General features: G+C 64.7%; 15 protein-coding genes. 9 read left to right on the top strand and 6 right to left on the bottom strand.

Annotation, left to right across the window (positions count from 1 at the left end; translation table 11 throughout):
- Window positions 1-11 precede the first annotated feature (11 nt).
- The 7 genes from KBA32_RS00315 to corA all read left to right on the top strand — a co-directional run bounded on the left by KBA32_RS00315 (window position 12) and on the right by corA (window position 7,247).
- Entirely contained in the window at window positions 12-836 is an 825-nt protein-coding gene (locus KBA32_RS00315) for an undecaprenyl-diphosphate phosphatase (RefSeq protein ID WP_294353520.1), read from the top strand.
- 5 nt (window positions 837-841) lie between these two features.
- Window positions 842-1,411, top strand: coding sequence for a YqiA/YcfP family alpha/beta fold hydrolase (locus KBA32_RS00310; protein ID WP_294353518.1), 570 nt, complete (start codon window positions 842-844; stop codon window positions 1,409-1,411).
- Window positions 1,412-1,419: 8 nt separating this feature from the next.
- Window positions 1,420-3,417 (top strand): RNB domain-containing ribonuclease, encoded by a 1,998-nt coding sequence (locus KBA32_RS00305; RefSeq protein ID WP_294353515.1) that lies wholly within the window; start codon window positions 1,420-1,422, stop codon window positions 3,415-3,417.
- A gap of 1 nt (window position 3,418) precedes the next feature.
- A complete protein-coding gene (locus tag KBA32_RS00300) occupies window positions 3,419-4,306 on the top strand; it encodes an energy transducer TonB (protein WP_294353510.1) in 888 nt (295 codons plus the stop codon).
- Window positions 4,307-4,315: 9 nt separating this feature from the next.
- Window positions 4,316-5,131: a shikimate dehydrogenase gene (gene aroE, locus KBA32_RS00295; protein ID WP_294353507.1), complete on the top strand. Its 816-nt coding sequence runs from the start codon at window positions 4,316-4,318 to the stop codon at window positions 5,129-5,131.
- A complete protein-coding gene (mtgA, locus tag KBA32_RS00290) occupies window positions 5,128-5,841 on the top strand; it encodes a monofunctional biosynthetic peptidoglycan transglycosylase (RefSeq protein WP_294353504.1) in 714 nt (237 codons plus the stop codon). Before aroE ends, mtgA begins: the two co-directional genes overlap by 4 nt.
- Window positions 5,842-5,942: 101 nt before the next feature.
- Entirely contained in the window at window positions 5,943-7,247 is a 1,305-nt protein-coding gene (gene corA, locus KBA32_RS00285; RefSeq protein WP_294353500.1) for a magnesium/cobalt transporter CorA, read from the top strand.
- Here the strand turns inward: corA and hemL are convergent, their stop codons facing one another.
- The 6 genes from hemL to KBA32_RS00255 form a co-directional block, all read right to left on the bottom strand.
- Complete coding sequence (gene hemL / locus KBA32_RS00280) at window positions 7,248-8,531, bottom strand: glutamate-1-semialdehyde 2,1-aminomutase (protein WP_294353497.1); 1,284 nt, start codon at window positions 8,529-8,531, stop codon at window positions 7,248-7,250.
- A gap of 20 nt (window positions 8,532-8,551) precedes the next feature.
- Entirely contained in the window at window positions 8,552-10,381 is a 1,830-nt protein-coding gene (gene glmS / locus KBA32_RS00275) for a glutamine--fructose-6-phosphate transaminase (isomerizing) (protein WP_294353494.1), read from the bottom strand.
- An 8-nt stretch (window positions 10,382-10,389) separates the two neighbouring features.
- On the bottom strand, window positions 10,390-11,748 hold the full coding sequence (glmU, locus tag KBA32_RS00270) for a bifunctional UDP-N-acetylglucosamine diphosphorylase/glucosamine-1-phosphate N-acetyltransferase GlmU (protein WP_294353491.1): 1,359 nt from the start codon (window positions 11,746-11,748) through the stop codon (window positions 10,390-10,392).
- 51 nt (window positions 11,749-11,799) lie between these two features.
- A complete protein-coding gene (locus KBA32_RS00265) occupies window positions 11,800-12,540 on the bottom strand; it encodes a YEATS-associated helix-containing protein (RefSeq protein ID WP_294353488.1) in 741 nt (246 codons plus the stop codon).
- Between the two features lie 127 nt (window positions 12,541-12,667).
- Window positions 12,668-14,134 (bottom strand): glutamate synthase subunit beta, encoded by a 1,467-nt coding sequence (locus tag KBA32_RS00260; RefSeq protein ID WP_294353485.1) that lies wholly within the window; start codon window positions 14,132-14,134, stop codon window positions 12,668-12,670.
- Window positions 14,135-18,823: a glutamate synthase-related protein gene (locus tag KBA32_RS00255; protein WP_294353607.1), complete on the bottom strand. Its 4,689-nt coding sequence runs from the start codon at window positions 18,821-18,823 to the stop codon at window positions 14,135-14,137. It abuts the gene before it with no gap.
- 547 nt (window positions 18,824-19,370) lie between these two features.
- Here KBA32_RS00255 and KBA32_RS00250 point away from each other — a divergent pair.
- Together KBA32_RS00250 and pntB are read left to right on the top strand one after the other, a co-directional pair.
- On the top strand, window positions 19,371-20,948 hold the full coding sequence (locus tag KBA32_RS00250) for a Re/Si-specific NAD(P)(+) transhydrogenase subunit alpha (RefSeq protein WP_294353482.1): 1,578 nt from the start codon (window positions 19,371-19,373) through the stop codon (window positions 20,946-20,948).
- A 16-nt stretch (window positions 20,949-20,964) separates the two neighbouring features.
- Window positions 20,965-22,374 carry a Re/Si-specific NAD(P)(+) transhydrogenase subunit beta gene (gene pntB, locus KBA32_RS00245; RefSeq protein WP_294353479.1) on the top strand — a complete coding sequence of 470 codons (1,410 nt, stop codon included), beginning with the start codon at window positions 20,965-20,967 and terminating at the stop codon, window positions 22,372-22,374.
- Window positions 22,375-22,395 lie beyond the last annotated feature (21 nt).

Raw genomic sequence — 22,395 nt, 5'->3', positions numbered from 1 at the left:
AAAGGCTTCCCGTGGACGTGATGCTCCTGCTCAAGGCCCTGATTCTCGGTGTCGTCGAAGGGCTGACCGAGTTCCTGCCGATCTCGTCGACCGGGCATCTGATCCTCGCCGGCGACCTGCTCGGCTTCAACACGGAGCGCGGCAAGCTGTTCGAGATCGTCATCCAGTCGGGCGCCATCCTCGCCGTCGTCTGGGAGTACCGCGAGCGCTTCACGCGCGTCGTGTGCGGCCTCGGGCGCGATCGACTGGCCAACCGGCTGGCGCTCAACCTGGCGATTGCCTTTGTGCCGCTCGCGGTGACCGGGCTGCTTTTCAAGAAGGTCATCGAAGCGCACCTCTTTCAGCCGGTGCCGGTGGCGATCGCCTTCATCGTCGGGGCCTTCGTCATCCTCTGGGCCGAGCGCCGCGAGCACACGATCCGCGTGCATTCGGTCGACGACATGACGCCGCTCGACGCGGTGAAGCTCGGCCTGGCGCAGATGATGGCGCTGATTCCCGGCACTTCGCGTTCCGGCGCGACGATCATCGGCGGGCTGTTCTTCGGCCTGTCGCGCAAGGCGGCGACCGAATTCTCCTTCTTCCTCGCCGTGCCGACGCTGTTCGCCGCGACCTTCTACAGTTTGTACAAGGAGCGCGCGCTGCTCTCGTTCGACGATATCGGCATGTGGGTCGTCGGCTTCGTCTCGGCGTTCGTCTCGGCTTTCCTTTGCGTGCGCTGGCTGCTGCGCTTCATCTCCAGCCACGACTTCACGCCGTTCGCCTGGTACCGCATCGCCTTCGGCGTCGTCGTGCTGGCCACCTGGCAGCTCGACCTCGTCGGCTGGACGCACGGGTGAGCGCGATGAACGCCGCCATCCTCTATCTGCACGGTTTTTGTTCCTCACCCGAGTCGTGGAAGGCGAAGGTATTGGGCGACGCCATGCGCGCACGCGGTTTGTCCGAATGCTTCTTCTGCCCGGCGCTGTCGCCGGTGCCGAACGAAGCGATCGAGCAGGCCGAGGCGATCATCGCTGCGCACAACGGTGAACTGACGCTGGTCGGCAGTTCGCTCGGCGGCTACTACGCGACCTGGCTCGCCGAGAAGCATGATCTGCGCGCCGCGCTGGTCAACCCGGCCGTCGTCGCGCCGCTCTCGCTCAACGCCTACATCGGCACGCAGAAAAACCTCCACACCGGCGAGACCTTCGAGTTCACCGCCGGGCATATCGATCAGCTGCGCGCGCTCGAATGCGCGGTGATCACGCCGGCGCGCTACCTCCTGCTCGTCGAGACCGGCGACGAGGTGCTCGACTACCGCGAGGCCGTCCGGCGCTACGCCGGATGCCGGCAGGATGTCTTCGCCGGCGGCGACCACAGCTTCACCCGCTTCCCCGATTTGTTGCCGCAACTCTTTGAATTTTGCCGGTTATAATCCCGCCGATGTATGTTCTGTTCGAAGAAGACGGCGCCTTCAAAACCGCCACCGTCCTGACCGACAACGATGTCTCGTTGCAGGTCGAAACCGCCTCCGGCAAGCGTTCCAAGATCAAGTCGGCGAATGTGCTGCTGCGCTACAAGGAACCGTCGCCGGGCGAGTTGTTGGCCCGTTGCGAACCGCTCGTCGCGGAGATCGAAGCGGAGTTCCTGTGGGAGTGTACGAGCGATGGCGAGTTTCATTTTTGTGATTTTGCCGACGAGTACTTCGGGCACAAGGCCAGCGCGGTCGAAGCGGCCGCGTTGCTGCTGGCCCTGCATTCAGCGCCCGTCTACTTCCATCGCAAGGGCAAGGGGCGTTACCGCAAGGCCCCTGCCGACATTCTCGCAGCCGCTCTGGCCGGTCTTGAAAAGAAGCGTCAGCAAGCGTTAGCGATCGAACGCATGGTCGGCGAGCTGAAGGCCTTCAGCCTGCCGCCGGAATTCGAGCCGCTGCTCAACCAGCTGCTCTACAAGCCCGATCGCAATCGCTTCGAGACCAAGGCGCTCGAAGCCGCGTGCAGCGAAATGGGGCTCACCGCGCTGCATCTGCTCGACCGCTGCGGCGCGATCCGCTCGGCGCACGACTACCACTTCCAGCGTTTCCTCAACGAGTATTTCCCGGCCGGCACCGGCTTCCCTGAAGTCGAGTTCCCCGCGCTGCCGGACAGCTTGCCGCGCGCCGACGTCGCCGCCTTCTCGATCGACGACGCGGCGACGACCGAAATCGACGACGCCTTCTCATTGCAGACGCTGCCGGGCATCGGCTGGCGCGTCGGGATACATATTGCGGCGCCCGGTGTCGGGATCGCCCCAGGTTCGCCGCTCGACGCGATCGCGCGTGACCGGTTGTCGACGGTCTACATGCCGGGCAACAAAATCACCATGCTGCCCGACGCGGCGGTCGAACGCTTCACGCTGGCTGCGGGTCGCGACTGCCCGGCCGTATCGCTGTATCTGACGGTGACGCCCGAGTTCGAGATCACCGCGCACGAGTCGCGCGTCGAAATCGTGCCGGTCGTCGCCAACCTGCGTCACCACGACGTCGAGCCCTGGTTCAACGAGCAGACCGTGGTCGAAGGTCTTGCCGACTTCCCCTTCCGCGACGAGCTGAAAATGCTCTGGGATCTGGCCAACGCCTGCGAAGGCCGGCGCGGCAAGCCCTCGGCGATGCAGGGCAACAACGACTACAACTTCGCGATCGAAGGCAATCTCGCCGACCCCGAGAATTGCCGCGTCGTCATCAGCGAAAGGAAGCGCGGCAGCCCGCTCGACAAGCTCGTCGCCGAGCTGATGATCGTCGCCAACAGCACCTGGGGTGGGCTGCTCGCCGAGAAGGGCATTCCCGCCATCTATCGCGCGCAGACGGGCGGCAAGGTGCGCATGACGACCTCGCCGCAGCCGCACGACGGCCTCGGCGTCGCGCAGTACGCCTGGTCGTCGTCGCCGCTGCGCCGCTACGTGGACCTCGTCAACCAGTGGCAGTTGCTGGCCTGCGTCAAGGGCGAGGCGCCGCACTTCAAGCCGAAGTCGGACGCGCTCTTCGCCGCGATGCGCGACTTCGACCTGACCTACGCCGCCTACGCCGAGTTCCAGCGCGGCATGGAGCGCTACTGGAGCCTGCGCTGGCTCAAGCAGGAAGGGCTGGAGACGATCGACGCGACCGTGCGCCGCGAAGACCTCGTCAAGTTCGACCATCTGCCGCTGCTGCAGCGCGTGCCGTCGATCACTGGCGCGAAGCCGGGCCAGCGCGTCCGGCTGAAAATCGAAGCGATCGATCTGCTGACGCTTGGCTTCTCGTGCCGCTACCTCGAAACGCTCGGCGAGACACTGGTCACGGTCGACGATCTGGACGACGAGTCCGAGCTTGAATTCATTGCCACGGAGGCGAGCAACGATGTCGCGGAAGCCGAAGCACCGGCAGAAAACGGCGAAGCCGCAGCGTCCGACAGCGCAGCCGCCTGACGTGAGCGCCGTCGCGATCGATCCGTCGTTCGTGGCGCCGAAGGTCGATCGCAACCTGTGGATCGGCATCGGCGTGTCGCTGGCCGTACATGCGCTCCTGTTGTCGATCCATTTCCGGTTCCCCGACGCGACGCGCGCCTTCAAGGAGAAGGCGCTCGACATCATCCTGGTCAACAGCAAGTCGGCGCGCAAGCCGGTCGAAGCGCAGGCGCTGGCGCAGACCAATCTCGATGGCGGCGGAACCACGGATGAAGACCGCCGTGCCAAGACACCGCTGCCGCCATCAACCCAGCAAAAGAGCGGCACCGAGCTCGAGCAGGCGCAGAAGCGCGTGCAGGCGCTCGAAGCCAGGCAGCAGCGCCTGCTGGCGCAGGCCAGGGCGAAGCAAAGCGTGAAGCCACAGAAGGAAGCCGAAGAGCAGCCGGAGCAGGTCGAGACCCCGAGCGGCCGCGATCTGGCGAGCAACGCGCTGGCGATGGCGCGGCTGGAAGGCGAGATCGCCAAGAACATCGATGAGTACAACAAGCGCCCGCGCACGAAGAACATCGGCACGCGGGCCGATGAATACCGCTTTGCCCAGTACGTCGAGAACTGGCGCCAGAAGGTTGAACGCGTCGGCACGCTCAATTATCCGGAGGCCGCCAAGGGCAAGCTCTACGGCCAACTCGTGTTGACCCTGACGATCAGGAGCGACGGCTCGGTCGACCGGATCGAAATCAACCGTTCGTCCGGGCACAAGGTTCTCGACGACGCGGCGCGCCGGATCGTCATGATGGCCGGCCCCTACGCGGCTTTCCCGCCCGAGATCGCCCGCGATACGGACATTCTCGAGATCACGCGCAGCTGGCGGTTTACGAGCAGCAACGAACTCCAGACGAAATCACGCTGACCACCTGCCATGACCGACCACTACGCCGTCTTCGGCAACCCCATCGCGCACAGCAAGTCGCCGCTTATCCACACCGCTTTCGCGCGGCAAACCGGGCAGGATCTCGACTACCGCGCCATCCTCGCGCCGACCGACGGCTTTGCGCAAACCTTGCGTGATTTCATCGCCGGCGGCGGGCGCGGCGCCAACATCACCGTGCCGTTCAAGGAAGAGGCCTTCCGCCTGGCGACGCGGCGCACGCCGCGCGCCGAACTGGCTGGCGCGGTCAATACGCTGATCTTTGCCGGCGACGAAATCCTCGGCGACAACACCGACGGCGTCGGCATGATGCGCGACATCACGCTCAACCTCACGTGCGCGATCGAAGGGCGGCGCGTGCTGCTGCTCGGTGCCGGCGGCGCGGCGCGCGGCGTGATCGGGCCACTGCTCGAAGCGCGGCCGCAGGCGCTGGTCGTGGCCAATCGCACGGAAGCCAAGGCGCAGATGCTGGCCGATGCGTTTGGTCAGCTCGGGCCGATCTCGGCTTGCGGTTTCGCACAACTCGCCGACCAGTCGTTCGACGTCGTCATCGATGCGACTTCCGCCGCTCTGGGCGGTGATCTTCCGTCGTTGCCACAAGGCCTTTTCGCGGCGGGCAGCCTCGCCTATTCGATGATGTACGGCAAGGGCGAAGCGGCGTTCCAGCGCTTTGCCCGGCAGCAGGGCGCGGCGCGCATCGCCGAAGGGCTGGGCATGCTCGTCGAGCAGGCGGCCGAAGCCTTCCATCTTTGGCGCGGCGTGCGGCCGGACGTAGCGCCGGTGATGGATCTGCTGCGCGGGGCATGACCGGCACGCCGGTAGCGAAGCGCCTCTGGCGTGGTGGCAAACGTCTACTGCTCGGGCTCGTCGTCCTGCTTCTCGCCTACCAGTTGTGGCTGTTCGGCTGGGTGCTGTGGTGGGGCCAGGTGAATCCCGAGCACACCCGATTCATGGACATCCGGCTGGCCGAATTGCGCAGCAAGGACCCGGCCGCACAGCTGAAGAAGCAGTGGGTCGACTACGCGCAAATCTCGCCCAATCTCAAACGGGCGGTGGTTGCAGCCGAGGACGACCTGTTCGTGCAGCACGACGGCTTCGACTGGGAAGGCATTCAGCGCGCGATGGAAAAGAACCAGCGGCGCGGAAGAATCGTCGCCGGCGGCTCGACGATTTCGCAGCAGCTGGCCAAGAACCTCTTCCTCTCGCCCGACAAGACGCCCTGGCGCAAAGGGCAGGAAGCGGTCGTGACGCTGATGCTCGAGACGTTCTGGAGCAAGCGGCGGATTCTCGAGGTGTACCTCAACGTCATCGAATGGGGCGTCGGCGTCTTCGGCGCGGAGGCGGCGGCACGGCACTATTACGGAAGCAGTGCGGCGCGCCTGTCGGCCGATCAGGCGGCCCGGCTTGCCGGCATGGTACCGAGTCCGCGCTACTACGATCGCAACCGCAACGCGCCGGGCTTGGGCAAACGGGCGGCGGCGATTCGGCAGCGCATGGCGGCATCGCAGCTTCCCTGATTCACGGCGCCGAAAGCGTGCCGGGAGCGGGCCGATAGCGGGCCGACGGTGCTAGAATCCACGCCTGTTTCAAGCGCTGTGCTTCAAGGGAGGCTTGCCCGATGAGTGAAGAAAAAACAACCCCCGACCACCTGGCCGCCGTGCGCGAACTGCTCGCCAAGCACAAGCTGGTCGAGGACCTCGTTCATCGGCAGGACATGCCGCGCCACGATCTCGTCGAGGACGTCGTACACAAGCAGCATCTGACCGGCATGCGTTCACTGCTCGAGCGGATTCCGCTCGCCGAGATCGCCCAGATCCTGGAAACGCTCGAGCCCGAGGATCGCCTGATCGTCTGGTACGAGGTGCGCGAGGATCGCGGCGAAGCGATCCTGGAAATCCTCAGCGACGAAGTCCGCCAGGAATTGATCGGCGACAGCCATCACCGCAACGAGAAAACGACGGTCAGCGCCTTCGAGCTGCGCAACGGCCGCCTGAGCCAGATCACGGTCAATACGCCGCTCGATCTGAAATGCCTGAAGCCGATCTGGGTCGACCTGGTGGCGCCGACGCCGGAAATCCGCGCCTGGGTTGGCCGCTTTTTTGACGTGCAGTTGCCGAATCCGAGCAGCCTGACCGACCTGGAGTCCAGCGCGCGTTTTTACGTCGAAGACAACGGCGAGGTTCATTTACACTCGGACTTCCTGCTCGAAACCAAGGAAGGCTCGCGTAACGTCGCGGTCGCGTTGATTCTGCATCGCGACGTGCTGTTTACCGTGCGGACCGAAGAACTGCCGGTCTTCCGCTTGCAGCGCCTGCGTGCTCGCACGCAGCCGGGCTACGTGACGGACGGCAAGGACGTGCTGCTCGACTTGTACGCCGCCGACGCCGAGTATTCGGCCGACGCGCTGGAGGATGTGTACGCAGCGCTGGAGGAGGTCTCGAGACACGTACTCGGCACCGAGGTGACCGACGCCGAAGCTGCCAAGATCCTCGCCGACATCGCGCGCGAAGAAGACTTGAACGGGCGCATCCGGCGCAACGTGCACGACACGCGGCGAGGTGTTTCATTCTTGATGCGCGGCAAGTTCCTCAATTCGACGCAGCTCGAAGACGCACGCCAGATTCTGCGCGACATCGAGTCGCTCGACGGTCACACGTCTTTCCTGTTCAACAAGATCAACTTCCTGATGGACGCGACGGTCGGCTTCATCAACATCAACCAGAACAAGATCATCAAGATCTTCTCGGTGGCCTCCGTCGCCATGCTGCCGCCGACCCTGATCGCCAGCGTCTATGGCATGAACTTCCAGGGCTTCTTCCCGGAAATCCACTGGGAGTACGGCTACCCGTTCTCGCTCGGCCTGATGCTCTTCTCGGTTGCCGTGCCCTTCTGGTTCTTCTACAAGAAGGGCTGGCTGCGCTGATCAGCGCCAGGATTTGAAGACGGCTTCTGCTGCCGCGATCGTCGCGGCGATATCGTCAGCACCGTGCGCAGCCGAGACGAAACCGGCCTCGAACGCCGACGGGGCGAGGTAATGGCCGGCGTCGAGCAGGGCGTGGAAGAAGCGGTTGAACGCCTCCTTGTCGCACTCCATGACCTCGGCGTAGCTCGTCGGGCAACTCGCGCGGAAGTAGATCCCGAACATGCCGCCGACTGATTGCGCGGAAAACGCGATGCCGTGCCGCCTGGCAGCCTCGGTGAGGCCGTCGCACAGGGCGCGGGTCGAGGCGGAAAGTGCGTCGTAGAAACCCGGCGCCTGGATCAGGCGCAACGTCGCCAGCCCGGCTGCCACCGCGACCGGATTCCCCGACAACGTTCCCGCCTGATAGACCGGGCCGAGCGGCGCGATCTTCTCCATGATCGCGCGCTTGCCGCCGAAGGCGCCAACCGGCATGCCGCCGCCGATCACCTTGCCGAGCGTCGTCAGATCCGGCGTGATGCCGTAGTCGCCCTGCGCGCACTGCGGCCCGACGCGGAAGCCGGTCATCACCTCGTCGAAGATCAGCACCGCGCCGTGCTGCGTGCACAGCGCGCGCATGGCTTCGAGGAAGGCGCGTTGCGGCGCGATCAGGTTCATGTTGCCGGCGACCGGCTCGACGATCACCGCCGCGATGCGTGCGCCGTGTTCGGCGAAAGCCGCTTCGAGTTGGCCGACGTCGTTGTAGTCGAGCACCAGCGTGTGCTGCGCCACGTCGGCCGGGACGCCGCCGGAGCTCGGGTTGCCGAAGGTCAACAGGCCGGAACCGGCCTTGACCAGCAGGCCGTCGGAATGGCCGTGGTAGCAGCCTTCGAACTTGATCAGCAGGTCTCGGCCGGTGTGGCCGCGCGCCAGACGAATGGCGCTCATCGTCGCCTCGGTGCCTGAACTGACCAGGCGCACCATGTCGAGCGACGGCAACAGCGCGCACAGCAGCTCGGCCATCTCGACTTCGCGCTCGGTCGGCGCGCCGAAGGACAAGCCGTCCGCCGCCGCTTCCTGCACCGCCCTGACGACTTCGGGATGCGCGTGGCCGAGGATCAGCGGCCCCCACGAGCCGACGTAGTCGAGGTAGGTTTTCCCATCGGCGTCGGTGACGCGCGCACCTTGGCCCTTGGCGAAAAAGCGCGGTGTACCGCCGACCGAGCGGAAGGCGCGTACCGGCGAGTTCACGCCACCGGGGATGTGCTTTTGTGCGCGTTCGAACAGTTGCTGATTGCTTTGGCTCACGCCTTTTTCTCCTTGTGTCTCTACTCGACCGTGACTGACTTCGCCAGGTTGCGCGGCTTGTCGACGTCGGTGCCGCGCACCAGCGCGGCGTGATAGGCGAGCAGCTGCAGCGGGACGACGTGCAGCAGCGCCGACAACTGCCCGTAATGCTCGGGCAGCTGGATGACGTGCACGCCGTCGGACGAGTGCATGTCGCTGTCGGCGTCGGCGAAGACGTACAACTCGCCGCCTCGGGCGCGCACCTCCTGCAGGTTGGATTTCAGCTTTTCCAGCAGCACGTCGTTCGGTGCGACGGCGATCACCGGCATTTCCTTGTCGACGAGCGCCAGCGGCCCGTGCTTCAGCTCGCCGGCCGGGTAGGCCTCGGCGTGGATGTACGAGATTTCCTTGAGCTTCAGCGCGCCTTCCATGGCGATCGGGTAATGGTGGCCGCGCCCGAGGAAGAGCGCATCCGGCTTCATGGCGAAGCGCTCGGCCCAGGTGCGGATCTGCGGCTCGAGTTCGAGCACGTCGCTGACCGCCGCCGGCAGGTGGCGCAGCGCGCTCAGTTCCTTGGCCTCCATCGCTTCGCTCAGACGTCCGCGCAGCTTGGCGACGATCAGCGTCAGCAGGTAGAGCGAGGCGAGCTGCGTGGTGAAGGCCTTGGTCGAGGCGACGCCGATCTCCGGACCGGCGCGCGTGATGAAGCGCAGCGCGTTGGCGCGCACCAGCGACGACTCGGGCACGTTGCAGATGCACAGCGTCTTCGTCATGCCGAGCGACTTGGCGTGTTCCAGTGCGGCCAGCGTGTCGGCCGTCTCGCCAGACTGCGAGAGGGTGACGACCAGCGTCTGCGGGTCGGGGACGGTTTCGCGGTAGCGGTATTCGCTCGCCACCTCGACGTTGCACGGGATTCCGGCCATCGCTTCGAGCCAGTAGCGCGCGACGAGTCCAGCGTGGTAGCTGGTGCCGCAGGCGATGATCAGGACCTGGCGGATGTCCTTGAGCACTTCCTCGGTGCTGGCGCCGAACAGGCCGGGCTGGATGCTGCGCGCGGTGCCGAGCATCTCCAGCGTGTTCGAGATCGCCACCGGCTGCTCGAACATTTCCTTCTGCATGTAGTGGCGGTACTGGCCGAGTTCGACGGCGTCGGCGGAGAGCTGCGATTCGGTCTCCGGGCGTTCGACCGGCGAGCCGTCGAAGCGGGTGATGCGATAACGGGTGCGTGTCAGCTCGGCGCAATCGCCGTTCTCCAGATAGACGATGCGGCGCGTGACCTGCAAGAGCGCCGAGACGTCGGACGCCGCGTAGTTGCCGTCCGCGGCCAGTCCAAGGAGCAGCGGCGCGCCGTCGCGCGCGACGATGACATGGCCGGGGTCGGCCTCGCGCAGCACGGCGATGGCGTAGGCTCCCTGCAATTGCGAGATGGCGTTGCGCGTTGCCGCGAAGAAGTCCGGACATTTCTTCAGTTCCGACGCGATCAGGTGCGCGACGACTTCGGTATCGGTGTCCGAATCGAAAACATAGCCCTCGGTGCGCAGCCGCGCGCGCAGGACTTCGTGGTTCTCGATGATGCCGTTGTGCACGACGGCGAGGCCGCCAGAAATGTGCGGATGCGCGTTGCGCTCGCAGGGAACGCCGTGCGTCGCCCAGCGCGTGTGCGAGATGCCGGTCGTGCCCGAGGCGCCGGTCTCGTCGACCTGAGCGGCCAGTTCGGCGACGCGGCCAACGGCGCGCAGGCGCTGCAACCCGGCACTGTTGATCAGGGCGAGACCGGCCGAGTCATAGCCACGGTATTCGAGCTTGCGCAGGCCTTCAATGAGGACCGGGACGATGTTGCGGTCAGCGACCGCGGCGACGATTCCACACATGATTCAACTCACTTCTTGATTTTAACGGGACGTTTCCAGCCCGGTATGGATAGCTGTTTGGCGCGCGAGACGGTCAGCGTGTCGGGCGGCGCGTCCTTGGTCAGCGTCGTTCCGGCGCCGAGCGTTGCACCGCGCCCGACGCGGACCGGCGCGACGAGCTGCGTATCGGAGCCGATGAAGACATCGTCCTCGATGATCGTCAGGAACTTGTTGGCGCCGTCGTAGTTGCAGGTGATCGTGCCGGCGCCGACGTTAACCCGGCTGCCGATGGTCGCGTCGCCGATGTAGGCGAGATGGTTCGCCTTCGAGTGCGCGGCGATCGTGCTCTTCTTGATCTCGACGAAGTTGCCGACATGCACGTCCTCGGCCAGCTCGGCGCCCGGGCGCAGACGGGCGAAGGGGCCGATGCGCCCGTCCGGACCGACGACAGCGTCTTCGACGTGCGTGTAAGCAGCGAGTTTCGTCCCGGCGCCGATGCGGGCGTTCCTGAGCACGCAGTTGGGACCGACTTCGACGGCCTCGTCGAGCACGACCTTGCCCTCGAACACGCAATTCACGTCGATGAACACGTCGCGCCCGCAGACGAGTTCGCCGCGCACGTCGAAGCGCGCCGGGTCAGCCAGGCGCACGCCGCCTTCCATCAGCTGTTCGGCCGCGTTGCGCTGCGCGACGCGTTCGAGTTCGGCGAGCTGCACCTTGCTGTTGACGCCGAGCACCTCCCACGCGTGCTTCGGATTCGCCGTGTGGATAGGCAAGCCGTCCGCCACCGCCATGCCGACGATATCGGTCAGGTAGTACTCCTTCTGCGCGTTATCGTTCGACAGGCGCCCAAGCCACTCGCCGAGGCGTGCGGTCGGCATGGCCATGATGCCGGTGTTGATCTCGCGGATAGCGCGCTCCTCGGGCGTCGAGTCCTTCTGCTCGACGATGCGTACGACCTCACCTTTGGCGTTGCGTACGATGCGACCATAGCCGCTTGGATCGGCGAGTTCGACGGTGAGGATCGCCAGCGCGTCCTGCGCTGCCTGGAGCAGGCGCTTCAGCGTCTCGGCCTGGATCAGCGGCACGTCGCCGTAGAGGACGAGCGTCGTGCCGCCGTCCTTGAGGTGCGGCAGCGCCTGCTGTACGGCATGGCCGGTGCCGAGTTGCGGTTCCTGCAGCGCCCAGGCGAGGTCGGGTGCGGCCAGCGTCGTTCGCACGGCGTCGCCGCCGTGGCCGTAGACGAGACACAGCGTTTGCGGCGCGAGGCTGCGCGCCGTGTCGATGACGTGCGCGACGAGCGCCTTGCCGGCGATCGGATGGAGAACCTTGGGCAGGTTGGAATGCATGCGCTTCCCCTGCCCGGCGGCGAGAATGACGATATTCATGAGTTGTGGTACCTGGTGAAGCGGACAGTCGAATCGGCGTAATCAGCGCCGTCAGCGATCTTCCTGTCCGGAGAGGATGTCGCCCAGCATCTGTTTGCCTTTCGGCGAAACAAACCAGTGCAGGACGTTCTTGTCGTTGATGCGGGTTTCGATGAGGCCGAGCGACTTCAAGACGGTCAAACGCGAACTGACAAGGTCGCGCGCGAGACCGGTCTTGTCGGTGAGGCCGGCGAGGTTGCCATACACGTAGCTGTCTTCAGACAGCGCGCGCAGGATCTCGATGTCGTTGTAGGACAGCGATTCCTTGATCACTTCGGGCTTGACCGCCGGCAAAGGGGTGTCGGCGGCTACGGCGGGTTCTTCGCGCAATGCGGAGAGTGCTACCTCCTGTCTTTGCTGCTTGATCTGGACCATTTCACGCTTCATCTGATCCACTTGGCCGAGCAATTTGTTCGCGGCGTTTTCGAAGACGCGGCGCGACGCGACGACGTAGATCAGGCAGAAGCCGGCGAACACGAAGAAGTCCACCGGCCGGGTGCGCGCGGCTTCGAGCAGGTTGCTCGAGATCATGTTGAGGAACAGGGGAACGGTCAGCGCGGCGATGACGCCGAGGATGGAATATTTTGCCCAGTCTTGCGGACTCGACTCCTGCTGACGGTCACGGAGAAAGTAGTTGGCAACGCCGCCAAGGACGCCGGCCGCGATCATGATCAACAGGATGATCAGCATGTAGCTATCCAGAGAGCCGGACAGTGAGGTGACCTGCAAGGATTTTTGCAACTCCGGATTCATCGTCTACTCCCTGTTTTGTGCACCGCGCTACTATGCCATAGCCACGGCGCCAGCCAAAGAAAAACCCCGTCAAAGCTGGCCTTGGCGGGGTTTTCTGCTGATCGGAACTAATTCGTTCCTGAGGTCACTAGCGCGGCAGCGACGTGCTTCCCATCAGGAAGAGATCGACTTCACGCGCACATTGACGGCCTTCGCGGATCGCCCAGACGACCAGCGACTGCCCGCGCCGCGTATCGCCGGCGGCAAACACCTTGGCCGTGCTCGTTGCGTAGCATCCTTCGCCGTCGGTCGTTGCCTTGGCGTTGCCGCGCGCGTCCTTCTCGACGCCAAAGGCTTCGAGCACGCCGCCAACCGGGCTGACGAAGCCCATCGCCAGGAAGACGAGATCGGCCGGAACGACCTTCTCGCTACCCACAACTTCGCTCATCTTGCCGCCCTTCCATTCGAGCTCGACGGTCTTCAGGGCCTTGAGCACGCCCTTTTCGCCGATGAACTCCTTGGTCGCGATCGAAAACTTGCGCTGCGTGTCGCCTTCGAGATGCGAAGAAGACGTCCGCATCTTGAGCGGCCAGTACGGCCAGGTCAGCGGCTTGTCTTCCTGTTCGGGCGGTTGCGGCATCAGTTCGAACTGCGTTACCGACGCCGCGCCGTGGCGGTAGCTGGTGCCGACACAGTCGGAACCCGTATCGCCGCCGCCGATCACGATGACGTGCTTGCCCCTGGCGTGAATCGGGTTCGTCTTGCCGCCGCTCACCTGCTTGTTCTGCGGGATGAGGAACTGCAGCGCCGGGTAGACGCCCTTCAGTTCACGGCCGGGAATCGGCAGGTCGCGCGGCACTTCGGAACCGGTGGCCAGGATCACCGCGTCGAACTCGCTCTGGATCTGTTCGGCCGAGACGAAGTCCTTGGCGTCGCAGACGATACCCGCCGGCAACTCCTTGCTGCCGACGATGACGCGATTGCGGAAGGTGACGCCTTCGGCCTGCATCTGCCTGACGCGCCGCTCGATCAGGGACTTGTCGAGCTTGAAGTCCGGGATACCGTAGCCAAGCAGACCGCCCGGACGATCGTTCTTCTCGAACACCGTCACGTCGTGGCCGACGCGGGCCAGCTGCTGCGCGGCGGCGAGACCGGCCGGACCGGAGCCGATGACAGCGACTTTCTTGCCGGTCTTCGACTTGGGCGGCTGCGGCACGATCCAGCCCATCTGCCAGCCCTTGTCGACAATCGCGTGCTCGATCGACTTGATGCCGACGGCCTCGTTGTTGATGTTGAGCGTGCACGCGGCTTCACACGGCGCCGGACAGATCCTGCCGGTGAAGTCCGGGAAATTGTTGGTCGAGTGCAGGACGGCGAGCGCTTCCTTCCACTTGCCGCGATAAACGAGGTCGTTCCAGTCCGGGATGATGTTGTTTACCGGACAGCCGCTGTTACAGAACGGAATGCCGCAATCCATGCAGCGCGAGCCTTGCACGCTCGCCTGCTCGTCGTTGAGCGTGGCGACAAATTCTCGATAGTGCTTCAGACGGGCTTCCGCAGGCTCATACGCCTCCGACAAACGCTGACGCTCCATGAAGCCGGTTGGCTTTCCCATTTACGCTGCCTCCTGTTGCTGATCTTCGGCCTGCTTGGCGGCCATTTCCGTGAGCGCACGACGATACTCGTGCGGCATGACCTTGACGAAACGCGCCCGGTAGTGCGCCCAGTCGGCGAGTATCCGTGTCGCCTGTTTGCTGCCGGTGGCCTTGGCGTGCTTCTCGACGAGGCCCTTGAGCAGGACTTCGTCGGGCAAGCCGAGGTGGCGCACGTCGACCTTGCCGGCGCTCTCGAGTTCGTCACCCGACTCGGAGCCCTTGCGTGCCGCGATTTCCTCTTCGACCGGTTCGAGCGCGACCTGCGTCATGTTGCAGCGCGAAGCGAAGGTGCCGTCTTCGTCGAGCACATAAGCGACGCCGCCCGACATGCCGGCAGCGAAGTTGCGCCCGGTCATGCCAAGGACGACGACTGTGCCGCCCGTCATGTATTCGCAGCCATGATCGCCGACGCCTTCGACGACGACCGTAGCACCCGAGTTGCGCACGGCGAAGCGTTCGCCGGCCACGCCGGAGAAGAAGCACTCGCCTTCGATGGCGCCGTAAAGGACGGTATTGCCGACGATGATGTTGCTCGTCGTGTCGCCCTTGAACTCCGGCGCCGGACGCACGATGATGCGCCCGCCCGAGAGGCCCTTGCCGACGTAGTCGTTGCCTTCGCCGACGAGGTCCACCGTCACGCCCTTCGCCAGGAAGGCACCGAAGCTCTGTCCGGCGGTGCCGTTCAGCTTGATCTGGATGGTGTCGTCCGGCAGACCGGCGTAACCGTACTTCCCGGCCACCCGGCTGGAGAGCATGGCGCCGACCGTGCGGTTGACGTTCCTCACCGGCAGTTCGATCTTCACCGCCTTGCCCTTGTCGAGCGCCGGCTTGGCGAGTTCGATCAGCTCGTTGTCGAGCGCCTTCTCCAGACCGTGGTCCTGCGTGCCGCTTTGATGGACGGTCTCGCCCGAAGTGTTGTCGGCCACGTGGAAGATGCTGCTGTAGTCGAGACCACGCGCCTTCCAGTGTTCGATGCCCTTCTTCACGTCGAGCAGGTCGGCACGGCCGATCAGATCGTCGAACTTGCGGATGCCGATCTGCGCCATCAGCTCGCGCAGTTCTTCGGCAACGAAGAAGAAGTAGTTGACGACGTGCTCGGGCTGGCCGGAGAACTTGCGGCGCAGCTCGGGATCCTGCGTGGCCACACCGACCGGGCAGGTGTTGAGGTGGCACTTGCGCATCATGATGCAGCCTTCGACGACGAGCGGCGCGGTGGCGAAACCGAACTCGTCGGCGCCGAGCAGCGCGCCGATCAGCACGTCGCGGCCGGTCTTCATCTGGCCGTCGGCCTGCACGCGCACGCGGCTGCGCAGGCGGTTGAGCACGAGCGTCTGCTGCGTCTCGGCGAGGCCAAGCTCCCACGGCGAACCGGCGTACTTGATCGACGACAGCGGGCTGGCGCCGGTGCCGCCGTCATGGCCGGCGATCACCAGGTGGTCGGCCTTGGCCTTCGTCACGCCGGCGGCAATCGTGCCGACGCCGACTTCGGAGACGAGCTTGACGCTGATCGAGGCCTTCGGGTTGGCATTCTTCAGGTCGTGAATCAGCTGCGCCAGGTCTTCGATCGAGTAGATGTCGTGGTGCGGCGGTGGCGAGATGAGGCCGACGCCCGGCACCGAGTGGCGCAGGAAGCCGATGTACTCGGAAACCTTGTGCCCTGGCAGCTGGCCGCCTTCGCCCGGCTTGGCGCCTTGCGCCATCTTGATCTGGATCTGGTCGGCATTGACCAGGTACTCGCCGGTGACGCCGAAACGCCCGGAGGCAACCTGCTTGATCGCCGAACGCAGGCTGTCGCCGTCCTTCAGCTTGAGGTCGCGTTCGATGCGGCCCTTGCCGATGATGTCGGAGACCATCTGGCCGGCCTTGGCCGGCTTGAAGCGCGCCGGATCCTCGCCGCCCTCGCCGGTGTTCGACTTGCCGCCGATGCGGTTCATGGCGATCGCCAGCGTGCTGTGCGCTTCGGTCGAGATCGAGCCGAGCGACATGGCGCCGGTGGCGAAACGCTTGACGATGTCCTTGGCCGATTCGACTTCGGCGAGCGGCACGACCGGACCGGCCGACTTGATCTCGAACAGGCCGCGCAGCGTCAGATGCCGCTTCGACTGGTCGTTGATGATGCGTGCGTATTCCTTGTACGTGTCGTACTTGCCGGAACGCGTCGAGTGCTGGAGCTTGGCGATCGCGTCCGGCGTCCACATGTGGTCTTCGCCGCGGATGCGATAGGCGTATTCGCCGCCGGCGTCGAGCGCGTTTTCGAGCGTCTGGTCGTCGCCGAACGCCAGCTTGTGCTGGCGAATCGCTTCTTCCATCACCTCGAAGACGCCGATGCCCTCGACCTGCGTCGAGGTGCCGGTGAAGTATTTGTCGACCATCTTCTTCTGCAGGCCGATGGCTTCGAAGATCTGCGCGCCGGTGTAGGACATGTAGGTCGAGATGCCCATCTTGGACATGACCTTGAGCAGGCCCTTGCCGACGCCTTTGACGAAGTGCTTGATCGCCTTCTCCGCCGCGGCCTTGTCGCCGCCGACCATCTGCTCGATCGTTTCGAGCGCGAGGTAGGGGTGAACCGCCTCGGCGCCGTAACCGGCGAGCAGTGCAAAGTGGTGCGTCTCGCGCGCCGAGCCGGTTTCGACGACGAGACCGGCGCGCGTGCGCAGGCCGCGCGTCACCAGATGTTGATGCACGGCCGAGGTGGCGAGCAGCGCCGGGATGGCGACGTGGTCCTTGTCGAGCTTGCGGTCGGAGACGATCAAGAGGCCGCAGCCGTTCTGCACCGCGTCCTCGGCTTCGGCGCAGAGCGACGCCAGGCGCGCCTCGACGCCTTCCTTGCCCCAGGCCAGCGGGTAGCAGATGTCGAGTTCGGCCGAGTGGAAGCGGTCGTCGGTCGACGCGGCGATGTTGCGCAGCTTCGCCATGTCGGCAAAGGTCAGCACCGGCTGCGTCACTTCCAGACGATACGGCGGGTTGATCTCGTTGATGCCGAGCAGGTTGGGCTTCGGTCCGATGAACGAGACGAGCGACATGACCATCTGCTCGCGGATCGGGTCGATCGGCGGGTTGGTCACCTGCGCGAACAGCTGGCGGAAGTAGTTGTAGAGCGGCTTGTTCTTGCTCGACAGCACGGCGAGCGGCGTATCGTTGCCCATCGAGCCGGTCGCTTCCTCGCCGGTCTTCGACATCGGTTCGAGGATGAACTTGATGTCTTCCTGGCTGAAGCCGAAGGCCTGCTGCCGGTCGAGCAGCGAAGCGGCGCACTCGGGCGCTTTCGCCACGGCCGGAGCGGCCAGGCTGTCGAGCTTGATGTTGATGCGGTCGACCCAGTCCTGGTACGGCTTCTGGCGCGACAGCGTTTCCTTGAGTTCGGTGTCGTCGATGATGCGGCCCTGGTCGAGATCGATCAGGAACATCTTGCCGGGCTGCAGGCGCCACTTCTTGACGATCTTCTCGGCCGGGATCGGCAGTACGCCCGATTCCGACGACATGACGACGAGGTCGTCATCGGTCACCAGATAGCGCGCCGGACGCAGGCCGTTGCGGTCGAGCGTGGCGCCGATCTGGCGGCCGTCGGTAAACGCCACGGCGGCGGGGCCGTCCCATGGTTCCATCATCGCCGCGTGGTACTCGTAGAAGGCGCGGCGCTTTTCGTCCATCAGCGTGTGCGATTCCCAGGCTTCCGGGATCAGCATCATCATCGCGTGCGCCAGCGAGTAGCCGCCCATGACGAGCAGTTCGAGGGCGTTGTCGAACGACGCCGTATCGGACTGGTTCGGGTAGATCAGCGGCCAGATTTTTTCCAGGTCGTCACCGAGCAGCGGCGACGAGGTGCCCTTTTCGCGCGCGCGCATCCAGTTGTAGTTGCCGCGCAGTGTGTTGATCTCGCCGTTGTGCGCGATCATGCGGAACGGATGCGCCAGCGGCCAGGTCGGGAAGGTGTTGGTCGAGAAGCGCTGGTGCACCAGCGCCAGCGCCGAAACGCAGCGAGGGTCCTGGAGATCGAGGTAGTACTCGCCAACCTGATCGGCGAGCAGCAGGCCCTTGTAGACGATCGTCCGCGCCGACATCGACGGCTGGTAGAACTCCTTGCTGTGCTCGAGACCGAGACCGCGGATCGCGTTCGCGGCGCGGCGGCGGATGACGTAGAGCTTACGCTCGAGCGCATCGGTCACCATCATGTCCGGGCCGCGGCCGATGAAGACCTGGCGGATGATCGGCTCGCGCTCGCGCACGGCGGGCGACATCGGCATCGTGTGGTTGACCGGCACGTCGCGCCAGCCGAGGACGACCTGTCCTTCGGCACGCACGGCGCGTTCGATTTCCTCCTGGCAGGCGAGGCGCGACGCGCATTCCTTGGGCAGGAAAACCATGCCAACGCCGTAGTCGCCGGCGCGCGGCAGGGTGACGCCCTGCGCGGCCATGACTTCCTGGAAGTAGTCGTGCGGGATCTGGATCAGAATCCCCGCACCGTCACCCATCAACGGATCGGCTCCGACTGCACCGCGGTGGTCGAGATTCTTCAGAATCAGCAACCCCTGTTCGACGATCGAATGGCTCTTGGTGCCTTTGATGTGCGCTACAAAACCGACACCGCAGGCGTCGTGCTCGTTGGCGGGGTTGTACAGCCCCTGCCGCTCAGGTAAAGCCGAATCGATCACTCTTCAATCCTCATAAAACGATGACAAGACAGCGGCTGTCAATCCACCAAACGTCAAAAAAGCCGGCCGAAGCCAGCTTATGAGCCCAATGGGCGACCGCTCAAAATTGTATCGTCAAACCTCAGATAATCAAAGCCTTAGGTCAGGCCCTTTATGCACCATAACGGTGCGGCGCTCACCATAACGGTGCAGCTTCCGTGGACCGCCGTAGCGGTCCATTGGTTCATTTTGAAAATTCGGCATTCGACTGCCGAAAAGCGCATTTGTCCGTACGAGGCACGTTGGGCGTTGTTTCTTCAAAGCAGCGGCCTTCATTAGCTCCGGCGCCCATGATAGAGTTGCCGAGTCTTGCCGAAGTATTCGGTCTCATGATTTCCTGTGCCGAATCCGGTTCGCGGCTATAAGAACAGTTCGGCCACTTCCAGCAGTCATGCGGAGCGACCGACGCCCATAAGCCGGAGACTGCCACGCCTCAATATCACGGGCGGTTCAACGAGGTTCGAACCGCACTTTTACACTTACGAATCGAGTGATGGAGAACTGAATGCCACTGACTATCGGAATTCCGAAAGAGGTCTTTGCCGGCGAAAAACGCGTTGCGACCATTCCTGACGTCGTTGAGAAACTGATCAAGTTGGGCTTCAAGGTCGCCGTCGAAACAGGCGCTGGCGACTCGGCCAATTTCAGTGATGATGCCTACCAGAGTGCGGGCGCTGGAATAGTCAGCGACGCGCCGACGCTGTGGGCAACGTCGGACGTGGTGTTCAAGGTGCGAGCTCCGAGCAGCGAGGAGGTCGGTTTGCTGCGCGAGGGCGGCACGCTCATCTCCTTCGTCTGGCCGGCGCAGAACCCGGAATTGATGCAGCAGCTGGCCGCCAGGAAGGCGACCGTGCTGGCCATCGACTCGTTGCCGCGCACGCTCTCGCGCGCGCAGAAGATGGACGCCCTGACCTCGCAGGCGGGCGTCGCGGGTTATCGCGCGGTGATCGAGGCCGCCAACGCCTTCGGCCGCTTCTTCAACGGCCAGATTACGGCCGCCGGCAAGGTGCCGCCGGCCAAGGTGTTCATCGCCGGCGCAGGCGTCGCTGGGCTGGCGGCGATCGGTACGGCGGCCAACCTGGGCGCCATCGTGCGCGCCAACGATACGCGCGCCGAGGTCGCCGATCAGGTCGTGTCGCTCGGCGGCGAGTTCGTCAAGGTCGACTACGAGGAAGAAGGCTCAGGTGGCGGTGGTTACGCCAAGGTGATGAGCGAGGGCTTCCAGGCGGCGCAGCGCGAGATGTACGCGAAGCAGGCGCGCGAGGTCGACATCATCATCACCACCGCGCTGATTCCCGGCAAGCCGGCGCCGAAGCTGATCACGGCCGAGATGGTCAGGAGCATGAAGCCGGGCAGCGTGATCGTCGACATGGCGGCCGAGCAGGGCGGCAACTGCGAGTTGACCGAGCCGGGCCAGGCCGTCGTCAAGCACGGCGTGACCATCGTCGGCTACACCGATCTGGTCAGCCGTCTCGCACGCCAGTCGGCGACACTCTACGCGAACAACCTGCTGCGCCTGACCGAGGAACTGTGCAAGACCAAGGACGGCAACATCAACGTCAATATGGAAGACGACGCCATCCGCGGCCTGACGGTCGTCAAGGACGGCAACGTCACTTGGCCGCCGCCCGCGCTCAAGCCGGCCGCGCCACCGGCGCCGAAAGCGGCGATGCCGCCTCCACCTCCGGCGCATGGCCACGGCGCCGGCGCACCGGCATCGGCGACCAAGGTGGCGGTGCTCTTCGGCGTCGGCGCGCTGCTCTTCCTGCTCATGGGGCTCGGGGCACCACCGGCCTTCCTCTCGCACTTCACGGTCTTCGTGCTTGCCTGCTTCGTCGGCTACATGGTCGTCTGGAACGTGACGCCGGCCCTGCATACGCCGCTGATGAGCGTGACCAACGCGATCTCGTCGATCATCTGCATCGGCGCGCTGGTGCAGATCGCGCCGCCGCTGGCCGAAGGCGTCTCGCGCCCCGAGGCACTGATCCAGGGCCTGGCCGCCGTCAGCATCGCGCTGACCGCGGTCAACATGTTCGGCGGCTTCGCCGTCACCCGCCGCATGCTCGACATGTTCCGCAAGTAAACCAAGGAGACACGACATGAATGCAAGTCTCGCTACTGTCTCCTACATCGGAGCCACCATCCTCTTCGTCCTCAGCCTCGGCGGCCTCTCCAGCCCCGAGACGGCGCGGCGCGGCAACGTCTACGGCATGATCGGCATGGCCATCGCCGTGCTGGCCACCATCTTCGGCCCGCGCGTCACCGCCGGCGGCTTCGGCTGGATCGTCGGCACCATGGTCGTCGGCGGCGCCGTCGGCCTGTACGCGGCGCGTGCCGTCAAGATGACGCAGATGCCCGAACTGGTCGCGCTGATGCATAGTCTCGTCGGCCTCGCCGCCTGCCTCGTCGGCTTCGCCACCTACATCGACCCGTCGGTGCAGTTCGAGGGCGCCGAGAAGACGATCCACGAGATCGAGATCTACGTCGGTATCCTGATCGGCGCGATCACCTTCTCCGGATCACTGATTGCCTTCGGCAAGCTGTCGGGCAGGATCGGCGGCAAGCCGTTGTTGTTGCCGGGGCGCCATTTCCTCAACCTGGCAGGTCTCCTGATCGTCATCTGGTTCGGCCGCGAGTTCCTGAACGCGCACGCGACGGCCGACGGCATGCTGCCGCTCGTCGTGATGACGGTGATCGCGCTGCTCTTCGGCATCCACATGGTGATGGCCATCGGCGGCGCCGACATGCCGGTCGTCGTGTCCATGCTCAACAGCTACTCGGGTTGGGCGGCATCGGCGACGGGCTTCATGCTCAACAACGACCTCTTGATCGTCGTCGGCGCGCTGGTCGGCTCGTCGGGTGCGATCCTCTCCTACATCATGTGCCGCGCGATGAACCGCAACTTCCTCAGCGTCATCGCCGGCGGTTTCGGTACCGGCAGTGGTGCGCCAGCCGCCAAGGCAAGCGAAGCGCCGGCCGGTGAAGTGGTCGCCGTATCCGCAACGGAAACCGCCGAGATGCTGCGCGAAGCGAAGAACGTGATCATCGTCCCCGGCTACGGCATGGCCGTAGCACAGGCGCAGCACACGGTGTTCGAAATCACGCAGCACCTGCGTGCGAAAGGCGTCAACGTGCGCTTCGGCATCCATCCGGTGGCCGGCCGCATGCCAGGGCACATGAATGTATTGCTCGCCGAAGCCAAGGTGCCGTACGACATCGTGATGGAAATGGATGAGATCAACGCGGACTTCCCGGACACCGACATCGCCATGGTGATCGGCGCCAACGACATCGTGAATCCGGCGGCGCAGGAAGATCCGGGCAGCCCGATCGCCGGCATGCCGGTGCTCGAAGTCTGGAAGGCGAAGACCTCGATCGTCATGAAGCGCTCGATGGCCTCCGGCTATGCCGGCGTCGACAACCCGCTGTTTTACAAGGACAACAACCGGATGCTGTTCGGCGACGCCAAGAAGATGCTCGACGAAGTCCTCGTTGCGCTCAAGAGCTGACACGGGCGGCCGGTCGGCGTC

It is taken from the genome of Propionivibrio sp. (genome assembly GCF_017995515.1).
In the GTDB taxonomy this organism is placed as follows: Bacteria; Pseudomonadota; Gammaproteobacteria; order Burkholderiales; family Rhodocyclaceae; genus Propionivibrio.
Note: the sequence above shows the minus strand (reverse complement) of the source record. Positions and strands in the feature narration are given on the sequence as shown.

Bases quoted from the DNA above. Each gene is read 5' to 3' on its own strand.
- KBA32_RS00260 (WP_294353485.1), bottom strand. From the start codon at position 14,134: ATGGGAAAGCCAACCGGCTTCATGGAGCGTCAGCGTTTGTCGGAGGCG.
- mtgA (WP_294353504.1), top strand. From the start codon at position 5,128: ATGACCGGCACGCCGGTAGCGAAGCGCCTCTGGCGTGGTGGCAAACGT.
- glmU (WP_294353491.1), bottom strand. From the start codon at position 11,748: ATGAATATCGTCATTCTCGCCGCCGGGCAGGGGAAGCGCATGCATTCC.
- aroE (WP_294353507.1), top strand. From the start codon at position 4,316: ATGACCGACCACTACGCCGTCTTCGGCAACCCCATCGCGCACAGCAAG.
- KBA32_RS00265 (WP_294353488.1), bottom strand. From the start codon at position 12,540: ATGAATCCGGAGTTGCAAAAATCCTTGCAGGTCACCTCACTGTCCGGC.
- pntB (WP_294353479.1), top strand. From the start codon at position 20,965: ATGAATGCAAGTCTCGCTACTGTCTCCTACATCGGAGCCACCATCCTC.
- KBA32_RS00310 (WP_294353518.1), top strand. From the start codon at position 842: ATGAACGCCGCCATCCTCTATCTGCACGGTTTTTGTTCCTCACCCGAG.
- corA (WP_294353500.1), top strand. From the start codon at position 5,943: ATGAGTGAAGAAAAAACAACCCCCGACCACCTGGCCGCCGTGCGCGAA.
- KBA32_RS00250 (WP_294353482.1), top strand. From the start codon at position 19,371: ATGCCACTGACTATCGGAATTCCGAAAGAGGTCTTTGCCGGCGAAAAA.
- glmS (WP_294353494.1), bottom strand. From the start codon at position 10,381: ATGTGTGGAATCGTCGCCGCGGTCGCTGACCGCAACATCGTCCCGGTC.
- KBA32_RS00305 (WP_294353515.1), top strand. From the start codon at position 1,420: ATGTATGTTCTGTTCGAAGAAGACGGCGCCTTCAAAACCGCCACCGTC.